Below are 11,406 nucleotides of genomic sequence, written 5' to 3'. Positions count from 1 at the left end.
CTTTGAGAAACCCTCTTTATAGGGTAAGTTTTGAACTAAGCGCACAGGGAGCGAGCTGGAGGAGACCCCACAAGCCTTACTGGTTCAGCCGAAGAGGCTCCTGGATTGTCCGCGAAAAGCGAGCAACCGTAGCGCAGCATAGTTAGTGATCCCTTTTTGGTCTAGCATCTTCTTACATTGTTTTTCACTGCTGTTGCAGATGCGGCATTTTCATTTCAATAATTGGTTTGGTACATAATCGCACCGGACGACTCGCAAGTAAATAGCAAAGTGCAAGGGATCCGGCGAACAAGAATGTGTATTGGTAAAGATTCTGAATCTGATCATAGATTGGGAAAAGTACCAAGGTTTTAATGAAAAAGCCATGGAGAAGGTAAATGTAGAGCGTATTTTTGCCAAGTCCGGTAACGATGCATTTTCTTTTTGGAATTAAAGACATGAACGCAAAAATGGTGAGCAAGGTGACACAATAGACTCCGAGTCTAACGAAGCTTCCTTCTGTTCTCGATAAACCGAACGCATGGTATGAGGAGTCATGAAGGACCCAATCCTGCAGGTCATTCGGAAAGAGATAGCGGCAAGCAAGATATACCCCAGCAAGGACTGCTAATCCGGCGATTTTCACAGGCACACGTGTGAGCACATTCATGAAATACTCCTTCTTGAGTAAGTAACCAAGATAGAAGAAAGGGAAGAAAGCGAGCGTGCGTGATGCACTGTAGTCCGTGCCAATCATATCGAAATATCCGGCACAGATCCCAAGCATGACCGCGATAGGGAAACCCCATTTGCCAAGTTTGGCGAACGGAATGATCATCAATTTCCAACAGAGGATGCTAATCAAGAACCAAAGGGTCCAATGTGGGTCGATAAGATCAAGTGTCAATCTTTTGTCGTAACCAGTAGCATAATAAAAAATAGAGTAGATTGTCTGGAAGATGAGATAAGGAATAAGTGTATTCTTTAATACATTTTTCACGTAGCCTTGCTTATTAAAACGTTTTGAGAAAAAACCGGAAATAAGAATGAAGGCAGGCATATGGAAAATAAAAATAAACGTGTACAGTGAATTGATGACCGGCGAATCAGACTTAAGATTAGTGAGACTATGTCCAAACACGACAAGCAAAATCAAGAAGAACTTGGCGTTGTCAAAGTAGCTGTTTCTGACCTTGGGCATGATTTTCTCCTCTCCTTTTTCACTAGTTATCATAGGAGTTTCGTTTCCTTTCAATCAGAGATTAGCATTGTCATACAGAGTTCTTAAGTTTGAAAAAAGGATGTAATAATGTAATCATTGGTTCAGTCTGAGACCGCGTTGTTTTTTTACTTTCAGGTTTAATGCGGCGGATAAACCTTTCTATGTAAACTATTTTGGCAGGGCATTCTTAAAATTGTATGAATCACTAGTTTTCATACAATGCGAGAGACGCCCGCAGCAAGCCAGCACATCGCAATAAACAATAAAAAGACAACAGCCGATTTTTTAACTAAGCCTATATATAAAAAAAACAGCCTCTAAAAAAAGAGGCTGTTGCATGTTCATGACGTTTCATTTAGCGGTTTAGATCTCAGAAAGTTTTTTTAGATGTTTCTCTGAAATTGCTTGAACCTTTTTAATTCGATTCGTATATTTTTCGATTCCGCTGAGCACATCGGTATGCATCCAAACATTAACGATTTCAAGTGCTATGCCTGAACCGATAATCTTTCCACCGATGCACAGTACATTGCTATCCGTATGTTGCCGCGCCAGTTTGGCACAGAAAGGATCCTGACAAACTGCTGCGTTCAATCCGTAGATACGGTTCGCAATTAATGCACTCCCATAGCCGACACCATCAACAAAAATGCCTCGATCGGCTTCACCTTTTGCGACAGCGAGAGAAGCTGGGTATACATAATCAGATAAATCACAGGATTCTTTGCTATCTGTTCCAAAATCAATGACTTCATGTCCTTCACTTTCGAGCCAAGCCTTAATTTCACCTTTTAATTCATAGCCTGCATGATCACTTGCCATTGCAATCTTCAATCTGCATTCCTCCATCTTGTGTCTCATACTTAGTATAGTATAGATATTCTGCGCTCTTTCATCAATGTGTGTCACCAATCCACTCTATTCTTACACGGATTGCTTGCACTGATGGAAGAATAGTGTTTTAATAGTTATTGTAAATCGAAATGGTTACGATTTGATAAAATAACTTTGTTAACAGTTACTATTGTTTTTCTGACCAAAGGCAATGTGTAAGATGCATGGCAATAAAAAAAGAATAACAACAGCAGATTTTAACAAAGCAAATAAAAAAAGAAAGGATACAGTTATGGCAAAAAAATCTAAAGTGGTTAAAGAACTGAAGCGTGAAGCGCTTGTTGCTAAGTATGCGGAACTCAGACGCGAGCTTAAAGAAAAAAAGGATTATATCGCGCTTGCCCAACTGCCACGTGATGCATCGCCAACGCGCTTGCATCATCGTTGTCCGTTAACCGGTCGCCCTCATGGCTATATGCGAAAGTTTAACATGTCGCGAATTGCTTTTCGTGAGTATGCCTACAAAGGCCAAATCCCTGGTGTGAAAAAAGCAAGTTGGTAATAATGAAGATAATCGAAAAATAGTAATGAGTGTTCGAACTTATTGAGAACATAAAATGCGAGAAGCAATGCTTGACAGAATAAAACGCAATGGTTACTATTTAGTTTTGTGATCAAATCGTAATTGTTGCGTTTTACCATACATATCAGTTTGTGGAGGTTACTACTATCGTGATAAAACGACGTTCACTGAAGGTAACGCTTTTTATGAGCGTATTGATTTTACTCGCCGGTATTCTTTCAGGCTGCGGAAGCAAGTCTGCATCGAACGGCAATAATTCAGAGTCAAAGAAAATAAGTATTGTATCTGCTGAAGATTTCTATGGAGAAGTCGCCAAAGCAGTCGGAGGAAACCATGTGACGGTGACATCGATCCTGAATAAACCGAACATGGATCCGCATGATTTCGAAGCAACACCTCAGACCGCTCGGGTAGTAAGTCGTGCAAATCTAGTGATCTACAATGGTATTGGTTATGATGATTGGATGGGAAGACTTGTATCCAACAAGAAAGATAATCAGGTGATTCGTGTTGGTGAAGACGTGATGAACAAGAAGAATGGTGACAACGAACATCTTTGGTATCAACCAGAAACATTGCCTGCACTTGCTCATCATCTCGCTGATCAACTTGCCAAAATTGATTCCGCCCATGCAGATCAATATAAAGAAAATGCCGCAACGTTCATCACAACCTTGAAACCTATTAATGAAGAAGTTGCAAAACTAAGAAAAAGATCGGATAATAAATTAGTTGACGTTTCCGAGCCTGTGTTTGATTACATGCTTGAAGCGCTCGGCTATAAAGTTGCGAATAATCACTTTGAACAAGCGGTCGAAGAAGAATCCGATCCTTCGCCAAAGGATATCGCGCAAATGCAGCAAGACATTAAGAAGAAAAAGATTGCCTTCTTCGTTACGAATACTCAAGAGATGAGTCCAACGGTTGAAAAAATGGTTAGTCTTGCAAATAAGCACAGCGTTCCGGTCATTAAAGTGACGGAGACACTGCCTGCCGGTAAGAATTATAAATCGTGGATGCTTGATCAATTAGCTCAGATAAATAAAGCGCAAAACAAGTAATGATAAGAAGCAAGGGGGGATTTTTGATGCTGAAGAACGTTCGTGTGGATCATTTACAAGTCAGTTTTAACGGCCAAGACGTGCTTCAAGATCTGTCTCTCGATGTGTCTGCGGGCGAACTCTTTGCCGTTATTGGTCCAAACGGGGCGGGAAAATCCACCTTGTTGAAATGTATTTTGGGCTTATTAAAGCCCCAATCTGGTTCGGTACAGATTGAAAGTGATCAGAAAAAAGCGGTTATTGGTTATGTGCCACAATCGCGCGTCATTGATGATGAGACACCAATCGAAACAAAAGACTTTATTTCTCTTGGTCAGTCTTCAGGATTATTGCCATGGCTTTCGAAGAAGGAAAGAAAATCCTTGAAAGAGATCATGGAATTTACAGATACACTGCGTTTTGCAAAGAAATCGATTGGAAAGCTGTCCGGTGGAGAAAGGCAGCGCGCTTTTCTCGCACAAGCACTTGTCCGTTATCCGGATTTATTGCTTTTAGACGAATCAACAGCAAACCTAGATCCTGCAGCGCAAGAAGAAATGATGAAGCTTGTGAAAAAAGTTGCACGAGAATGGCATGTTGCGGTCATCTTTATTAGCCATGATCTGCACCTTGTTAAAGAGTATGCCGATCGGTTATTACTGATTGCACCCGGACGCTACGAGATTGCTGAGAGTACAGAGGTTTTGGATCAGCCGGAAACGTTGCACTATTATTATCATTCCGAACTGTCAATGGATCATGAATCTACCATCTCGGTTGATCCTATGATTCATGCTCAATTCAGTGAAACGGTAAAGTAAAAAAGTAATTAAACGAGAACTAATGATCGATCAACCGGTCATTTTGCAGCCTGGAGGTTTCCATTCGAATGTTTCAATACGATTTCATGCAGCATGCGTTTATCGCTGGAACGTTGATCGCCATTATGTGCGGTGCGATTGGTGTTTTTATCATAGGAAGAAATCTTTCTTTTATCGCGCATACATTTTCACATATCGGTTTCGCAGGTGCCTCTTTCGCTGTATTTGCCGGCATTGATCCGCTCCTTGGATTATTACTCTTTACACTTCTTGGCGCGTTAGGGGTTGGGCAACTCGGTGTTCGCATGTTTCGGCGGGATGCTTCTGTGAGTGTGATTCTCAGCCTTGCCCTCGGTCTAGGTATTCTTTTTCTGTCCCTATCGAATGTCCAGGCGACTTTTACCAAGACCATTTTGTTTGGTAGCGTTGTCGGCATCGACTTACAGGATGTCGGACAGATCATTATACTCACTATCGTTGTTCTTCTCGCACTGGCGATTGGGTATCGATGGCTTAAATTCGATTCCTTTGACCAGTTAGGCGCGCAAGCGGCCGGGTTGCCGATTCGCTGGATTTCGATTGGCTTTCTCCTACTCATGGCCATTGCAGTGAGTGTCACCGTACAAATTGTCGGCGCGTTGCTCGTATTCGCACTCATGACGATACCGGCTGCTGCTGCTCGTTTCTATACACAGTCGATTTTTATCATGATTCTGCTCTCTGTAGTGATTGCTGTACTCGGTGTCTGGTTCGGCTTAACGGTCGGGTATTATACGAATGCCCCCGTCAGCTTCTTCATCGTATGCTTTGTATCGATCGTCTACTTTATCGGGATGATCTATCATCGCCTTATGGAGCGCAGGCGCACAGCGGTCACAAGAAGTTGAAAACGAATCATGAATGCGTGGAGAGAAAAGGTTGATCTTTTCTCTTCACGTTTTTTTATTGAAAAAGAGGCTGTGTCATCCATCGGTTTCGATGATGAGACAACCTCAATTTTCTCCTACAATTCACTCTTGTTTCAAATAACTCCATCCGTCTTTCTGATCGAGTTTTCCTTCTTTCATTAATTGACCGAGTGCTTTCTTAAAGTCGCCTTTGCTGATGTCAAAGCGCTGTTTGATATCTTCGGGTAGGCTCTTGTCCCAATAAGGCATGGCGCCGTCGCGACTTTCCATGTAGGACACAATCTTGTCCACATTCTGATCAATTGTCTCGTAGCTTCTTGGACGCATGGAAAGATTCAACGTTCCATTTTCCTTAACAGCAATAACGCGACATTCCACTGCTTCTCCGACACGCAGACGATCGGTTGTTTCGGATTGATGGATGAATCCAATGTACCCTTCGTCGGTCAGAACATGCGCACCGTTTAGGAGCAGGCGATAAACTTTTGCCTGAACATTTTTATTCCGTAATTCAGCAGGTGCCGGTACGGACAATGTATTGATTACCGTCTCGTCAGCTAGTCTGGCGAATAACCGCTGCTTTTTGTCAAACTTCAGGCTGCAGTAGATCTTGTCTCCAGGCTGTGGCCAGTAGAACCATTCATCAGGGAGATCATCTTTTGAGAGTAAAATATCTTTACTGATCCCAATGTCGACGAAAACCCCATATTTCTTCCTTAATGTGACGGCGGTTGCCCAGCCAAAAGTGCTCATCGTAATTTCAGGAATGGTCATCGTTGCCGCAAGTCTGCCCTGATGATCTTGATAAAGAAATACGGTCGCCTTTTCCTTCTCAGTAAGTTTGCCGGTCACATCATTGTCGTGCAGCAACACTTCTTGATTGCCATCGGTAAGAAAATAGCCGAAAGGTGCCTTATGTGAAACTTCAAGTTCGGCAACTGTTCCGGCGATAAGCTCTGCCAAATGATTTCCTTCTTTCTAACGTTCATCGTCGTTCATGCAACGTACTGTTCCTATTATAACATGACCGTTTCTTGCTCGATTCAAACGAGAAACGAAATTTTACCATCAACGCAAATCCGATTGGCTCAGGTGTATGATTTTCGTCACACTTTCGAGAAAAAATTAAGGATTCCTCTTGTATAATGAAAGAAAAGGGTTATTGAATGATAAGGGCGTGAATGCTATGGAAGAAGTCGCTTGCTTGAAACAGGACGGATTGAACAATACATGCATGTTTTCACGACAGAGTTTGCAGACGCTGAAATCGATGATGACTGAGACGACTTTCAAAAAAGGTTCGAATATTTTTTGGGAAGGCGATCATTCCGACAAGCTTTTCTTTGTGATTAGCGGTCGTGTGAAAGTATTCAAATCGGCTTACGATGGAAGAGATCTCGTGCTTCACTATTTCATGGACGGGGACTTATTTGGTGAGATCAGTTGTTTGGGGAGCATGGAGTGTGCTTATACAGCAACTGCAGTAACAGAGTGTACGATCGGCTTGATTTCAGAGAAGGATCTTGAGCCGCAACTACTTACGAATTCAAGTCTATCCTTTGAATTCATGAAATGGATTGGCATGATGGGGCAATTCACTCAAGTCAAAATGCGTGATTTGCTTTTCTATGGTAAGAATGGAGCACTCGCATCAACGCTACTTCGCATGCTTCATGGATACAGCAAAACGGAAGAGGATGGCATTCACTATACGATTAGTTTAACAAATTCCGATCTGGCTCAATTAATTGGCTCGACACGTGAAACGGTGAATCGCATGTTGCAATCGTGGAAGAATGATGGCGCCATCGACTATTATCATGGGTCGATTGTGATCAAAGACTTGAAGTATATTAAAGAAATTTGTCATTGCGAGGATCGTTGTCCACTGAACATTTGCCGATTATAATGCAGTTGACTGTGGGAGCGCGAGCCAAGTGAGACCCGGCAGATAGCATGGTTGACCGAGGAGGCTCACGGATCGCCCACGAGAAGCGAGCATCGAAAGCTCCAACCGAGAAAAAGTTACTCGATACTGTGCGCATCACTAGGTAACAAAGAAAGTTTGAATTTAGTATAATAGAATTCAGGACTTGGCTACGCCAGGTTTCTACGAAGCGACCCATTGACAGGTGTGGTCGCTTTTACTGTCCGGAAGGAAAAGAAGTGAGCGGGGGAAGAAATGATTAAAAACAAGATTGTTCAAGGGCTATTTATCCTATGCTCCGTACTGCTACTCGTGGGCTGCGAGCCCTTAGCAGATGGAGGAACTACTGACAGCACAAGCACAACACAAACGGCATCACAGTCAACAGACTCCAGTTCAGTGGAGTCTCGTTCAGCAGATGCATCGGTGGCGAGCAGTGGAACAGCCGTATCAGTAAAATCGAATCAGACACCTGCACAAGGTGTACGCGCAAAGATCGTTAAGGTTGTTGATGGTGATACATTTCAGGTGCTGTATCAGCAGAAGGTGACAACGGTACGCGTCCTCTTGATTGATACACCGGAAACCCACCATCCTCGGCTTGGCGTGCAGCCCTATGGACCTGAGGCAAGTGCGTATGCTCATCAATTGTTGGATGGGAAGACGGTGACACTTGAACTTGCGAAGAATGGTGGACATGATAAATACGGGCGGCTGCTTGCGTATGTGTTTATCGATGGAAAATCGTTTGAGGAGTTACAGCTTGCGCGTGGGCTTGCACGGGTTGCTTATATATTTCCGCCGAATACAAAGTACTTGGATCAGTATCGGGCGGTTGAACAGCAGGCGCGAGAGAAGAAATGGGGCATCTGGTCTGTCGCTGGGTATGCTCAAGCCAATGGTTACCATCCGGAAGTCATGAAAGGGACTCAGGCCTATGAAGAGACGAAGCATGGGCGTAGTCAGAGTCAGACGACAGGCAGCGCATCTGCTGCTCGGGGTCCAGGGCAATTTTCACCCGATCAAAATGGAAACTGTAAGGGTTCGATAAAAGGAAATATTTCTGAACGCGGAAAAATATATCATATGCCCTCAGATCGTTATTACAAGGTGACGAAAGCGGAGATTTGTTTTCAGACGCGCAGTGCAGCAACGAAAGCCGGATTCCGGGCAGCTCAATAAAGAACGGTTATAGAAACAGCGCAGTGAGTACTCACTGCGCTGTTTGCGTCTCTTGGTTATTGTTGAGGGATGTTTTGGTGTTCGGAAATTTCTTCTTTTACCGATTTATACGCACTATCAAGATTGCGGATTCGTCGTATCAATTCAAAGTTCTTATTGATTCGATCCTGAATGATCGCTGAAATCACGGTATGGTAATAACTATTCATGGTCTGCACAGGCGTTTGAACACCATTATTTTTTTTGATCTGCAGGTGCAAGGCCTCTTTGAAGTAATCAATGCTGAACAGGTCAGAATTCATTTTTCTCCCCCTAATCGAAATTTCTCTACAAATAAATGTATTCTAGTTCATTAATTTCCATTCATGATTTCCACCATGGACTTGCGTGAACATTTCCGCCATTTTTTGAATCAACTGCTTGGCTTCTTCCAGTTCCATGGAAGGACGGATGTAGACGATTTGCAATGCATTCGTTGTTTGTTCGGTTACGCACGTACGCTTTGAATCGACGATCGGGCTGCCGAATGCGCCGGTACGATCCACAGAAACGATTTTTCCAGATAGATGCATCACGCGGCCATTTAATCCCGGATAGCTGTCCTGATCTGATCCAATGGTAATCTGAATGGGTTCGGAGAGATGATCCAAATCGTAAATCCCCATTGGAATGCCATGCTGAACACTGAAGAAATTAATCAGATCAACGGCAGAATGGACGAAATGCGGGACACCATCCTTTTTGATCTTACGCAATAGTGCCTCTTGCGATGGACGATAGCGTGATGGATCTGTGCCGACTTTCTTAAAAATAGATCGCCACTCTGCAACACCAGGTACTTCACTGACCGGATGCTCCTGCAAAGACAGCTGAATAGTTTCATAATAGAGTGGCAAGCGATCACCAATAAGCGGAGGTAGCGTGTCAACGACGATGTTTTGATAATGGATGACACCAATTTTAAAATCGTTCACTGCATCTTTCAAGGAAGAAGAAATGGAAATTTCAAGCATGGCGAACCTCCTGATTGAAAAGATCGATCTACAGCTAGTGTATCACAAATGATCGGAATTTCTTGAAAAAGTCGATCATTTGTACGTATGGTTTTGTTAAAATGAGTGTAAGAGGATGTTACTCGGTTGTTCCTAAGATGATCGTATGAAAAAATTGTGAGTAGAGGAGTATAGCGATGAACAGACAAGACTATCTTGCAGTTGATGAAATCGAAACGGTGATCGGTAAACTGACGCTCACGGTCTATGAAGGACAATTATGCCATCTTGATTTCGGTTCATTGGCTGACAATAAAGAGCAGTTATTGCGCTGGGCGGAAAAATATGATTTTCCTGTGCTTCTGAAGATGGATGAGGTGCAGTGTGCGGAAACGGCGAAGCAATTACGGGAGTATTTTTCAGGTTCACGTACCTCTTTTTCACTCAAACTTCTGATGAAAGGTACAGATTTTCAGCAGAAGGTCTGGACCGCACTTGCAGACATTCCCTATGGCGAAACAAGATCCTATAAAGACATAGCCAAAGCCGTTCAGAATCCGAAAGGTGTCCGAGCAATTGGCATGGCAAATAACCGTAATCCGATCCCAATTGTTGTCCCTTGCCACCGTGTGATCGGTTCCAATGGAGCATTGATCGGCTATGGTGGAGGGATCAGTGTAAAAAAGGCATTATTGGAACTTGAAACGAACGGACAGGAAATTCAAACAATTATAAATGGATAACATATTCTGGAATGACCTCGCGTAGGCTGTAACGATACCATACAAAGCGGGGAATTCAATTGGATTGGACAGAGGCCTTTCAGAAACATTTAGAAATGTTGGGTGATTGCTGGGTTGACGACAAAGAAATGCATCAGCTTCCAATAAAAGATGAGGAACAAAGATGTGTAGGGAATAAGAAACAAGCACTGCAGGAGCAGGGGGCAGAGATCGAACATGTTCTTGTTCGTGCCGAAAAAACAGCGCTTGAAACCAAGCGTGAAGATCTCATTCTTGATTACACGCTGCATAGCCAATGGTTAATTAAGTTAAAAGATGATTTCTATCTGGAAGAAAGAAATGAACTACGTCGGGCTGTCATTCGAGAAAATCGTCTAGTCGCTGACCAGCTTATCCCATTAGGTACTGATCACGAAATAATTAGCAGTCGTGAAACGGCATATGAGCCACCGCTGAGCAGCCGATCACGTAAGTATGACCGTCTTAAAGCGGTTCGCTATGCCGATCTCTGGTGGAATCGCAGAAATCCACAGTATCCGATGGTACTTGATGATTGCACTAATTTTATCTCTCAATGCCTTCATGCCGGCGGTATTCAGATGTGGGGCGAGCCGATACGCAGTAGAGGCTGGTGGCAGCAGCAAACCAATTGGAGCTTCAGCTGGACAGTTGCGAACAGTCTGCGCTGGTATTTGAGCCGAGATAAAAGCGTTATTGGTGCACTCGAGAAAAGCAGTGCCGATCAACTCGTGCCTGGAGATGTGATCTGTTACGATTTCGAGGGGGACGGGCATTGGAACCATAACACGATTGTGACTGCTATGGATCCTGCAGGTTTTCCTTTGGTTAATGCGCATACCTATGATGCACGCCATCGTTCCTGGGCATATACAGATTCGCCGGCTTATACGAAACAGATTAAGTACAAATTTTTCCATATCCAAGATGAACTATGATTTTAGTGCGTGTGGTTGTGCTATAATTAGTTCGGTTTTCACTGTGTTTATTATTTATGCAGTTGGCCACTCCGGCCTTTTTTTATGCGATAAAATTTTAGCGGATGGCTTGGATTATGCTTGAAAATCCACATTTGCGAAAAAATAAAGCGCGCGAAACGATAGTCAAACCACGCAAATAGCGATACCTAGTTATTATTTTGAATAAAGACCACGGAA

General features: G+C 43.2%; 13 protein-coding genes. 8 read left to right on the top strand and 5 right to left on the bottom strand.

What is annotated here, in order from left to right; genetic code table 11:
• Window positions 1-184: 184 nt before the first annotated feature.
• Window positions 185-1,180 carry an acyltransferase family protein gene (locus NIE32_RS12325; protein ID WP_253077196.1) on the bottom strand — a complete coding sequence of 332 codons (996 nt, stop codon included), beginning with the start codon at window positions 1,178-1,180 and terminating at the stop codon, window positions 185-187.
• A gap of 384 nt (window positions 1,181-1,564) precedes the next feature.
• Window positions 1,565-2,035 carry an RpiB/LacA/LacB family sugar-phosphate isomerase gene (locus NIE32_RS12320; protein WP_253077195.1) on the bottom strand — a complete coding sequence of 157 codons (471 nt, stop codon included), beginning with the start codon at window positions 2,033-2,035 and terminating at the stop codon, window positions 1,565-1,567.
• Between the two features lie 292 nt (window positions 2,036-2,327).
• Between NIE32_RS12320 and rpsN the strand changes: the two genes are divergently transcribed.
• From rpsN to NIE32_RS12300, 4 genes are all read left to right on the top strand, one after another.
• On the top strand, window positions 2,328-2,597 hold the full coding sequence (rpsN, locus tag NIE32_RS12315) for a 30S ribosomal protein S14 (protein WP_253077194.1): 270 nt from the start codon (window positions 2,328-2,330) through the stop codon (window positions 2,595-2,597).
• Between the two features lie 170 nt (window positions 2,598-2,767).
• Window positions 2,768-3,679, top strand: coding sequence for a metal ABC transporter solute-binding protein (locus tag NIE32_RS12310; RefSeq protein ID WP_253077193.1), 912 nt, complete (start codon window positions 2,768-2,770; stop codon window positions 3,677-3,679).
• A 26-nt stretch (window positions 3,680-3,705) separates the two neighbouring features.
• Complete coding sequence (locus tag NIE32_RS12305; RefSeq protein WP_253077192.1) at window positions 3,706-4,479, top strand: metal ABC transporter ATP-binding protein; 774 nt, start codon at window positions 3,706-3,708, stop codon at window positions 4,477-4,479.
• 68 nt (window positions 4,480-4,547) lie between these two features.
• Complete coding sequence (locus tag NIE32_RS12300; RefSeq protein ID WP_253077191.1) at window positions 4,548-5,366, top strand: metal ABC transporter permease; 819 nt, start codon at window positions 4,548-4,550, stop codon at window positions 5,364-5,366.
• 123 nt (window positions 5,367-5,489) lie between these two features.
• Here the strand turns inward: NIE32_RS12300 and NIE32_RS12295 are convergent, their stop codons facing one another.
• Window positions 5,490-6,350, bottom strand: a complete 861-nt coding sequence (locus NIE32_RS12295) for a CvfB family protein (RefSeq protein ID WP_253077190.1) — start codon at window positions 6,348-6,350, stop codon at window positions 5,490-5,492.
• Window positions 6,351-6,525: 175 nt separating this feature from the next.
• Between NIE32_RS12295 and NIE32_RS12290 the strand changes: the two genes are divergently transcribed.
• Window positions 6,526-7,296 carry a Crp/Fnr family transcriptional regulator gene (locus NIE32_RS12290; RefSeq protein ID WP_253077189.1) on the top strand — a complete coding sequence of 257 codons (771 nt, stop codon included), beginning with the start codon at window positions 6,526-6,528 and terminating at the stop codon, window positions 7,294-7,296.
• 273 nt (window positions 7,297-7,569) lie between these two features.
• Window positions 7,570-8,496 (top strand): thermonuclease family protein, encoded by a 927-nt coding sequence (locus NIE32_RS12285; protein WP_253077188.1) that lies wholly within the window; start codon window positions 7,570-7,572, stop codon window positions 8,494-8,496.
• A 56-nt stretch (window positions 8,497-8,552) separates the two neighbouring features.
• Here the strand turns inward: NIE32_RS12285 and yvfG are convergent, their stop codons facing one another.
• Complete coding sequence (yvfG, locus tag NIE32_RS12280; RefSeq protein WP_253077187.1) at window positions 8,553-8,798, bottom strand: protein YvfG; 246 nt, start codon at window positions 8,796-8,798, stop codon at window positions 8,553-8,555.
• Window positions 8,799-8,840: 42 nt separating this feature from the next.
• Window positions 8,841-9,509 (bottom strand): B3/B4 domain-containing protein, encoded by a 669-nt coding sequence (locus NIE32_RS12275; protein ID WP_253077186.1) that lies wholly within the window; start codon window positions 9,507-9,509, stop codon window positions 8,841-8,843.
• A 176-nt stretch (window positions 9,510-9,685) separates the two neighbouring features.
• On the opposite strand from NIE32_RS12275, the gene NIE32_RS12270 reads away from it, so the two are divergent.
• Window positions 9,686-10,231: a methylated-DNA--[protein]-cysteine S-methyltransferase gene (locus tag NIE32_RS12270; protein WP_253077185.1), complete on the top strand. Its 546-nt coding sequence runs from the start codon at window positions 9,686-9,688 to the stop codon at window positions 10,229-10,231.
• A 59-nt stretch (window positions 10,232-10,290) separates the two neighbouring features.
• Complete coding sequence (locus NIE32_RS12265; RefSeq protein WP_253077184.1) at window positions 10,291-11,187, top strand: amidase domain-containing protein; 897 nt, start codon at window positions 10,291-10,293, stop codon at window positions 11,185-11,187.
• Window positions 11,188-11,406 lie beyond the last annotated feature (219 nt).

Source organism: Sporolactobacillus kofuensis (genome assembly GCF_024125425.1).
In the GTDB taxonomy this organism is placed as follows: Bacteria; Bacillota; Bacilli; order Bacillales; family Sporolactobacillaceae; genus Sporolactobacillus; species Sporolactobacillus kofuensis.
This window is presented reverse-complemented; position numbering and strand designations above follow the sequence as displayed.

Bases quoted from the DNA above. Each gene is read 5' to 3' on its own strand.
- NIE32_RS12325 (WP_253077196.1), bottom strand. From the start codon at position 1,180: ATGCCCAAGGTCAGAAACAGCTACTTTGACAACGCCAAGTTCTTCTTG.
- rpsN (WP_253077194.1), top strand. From the start codon at position 2,328: ATGGCAAAAAAATCTAAAGTGGTTAAAGAACTGAAGCGTGAAGCGCTT.
- NIE32_RS12305 (WP_253077192.1), top strand. From the start codon at position 3,706: ATGCTGAAGAACGTTCGTGTGGATCATTTACAAGTCAGTTTTAACGGC.
- NIE32_RS12300 (WP_253077191.1), top strand. From the start codon at position 4,548: ATGTTTCAATACGATTTCATGCAGCATGCGTTTATCGCTGGAACGTTG.
- NIE32_RS12285 (WP_253077188.1), top strand. From the start codon at position 7,570: ATGATTAAAAACAAGATTGTTCAAGGGCTATTTATCCTATGCTCCGTA.
- yvfG (WP_253077187.1), bottom strand. From the start codon at position 8,798: ATGAATTCTGACCTGTTCAGCATTGATTACTTCAAAGAGGCCTTGCAC.
- NIE32_RS12275 (WP_253077186.1), bottom strand. From the start codon at position 9,509: ATGCTTGAAATTTCCATTTCTTCTTCCTTGAAAGATGCAGTGAACGAT.
- NIE32_RS12270 (WP_253077185.1), top strand. From the start codon at position 9,686: ATGAACAGACAAGACTATCTTGCAGTTGATGAAATCGAAACGGTGATC.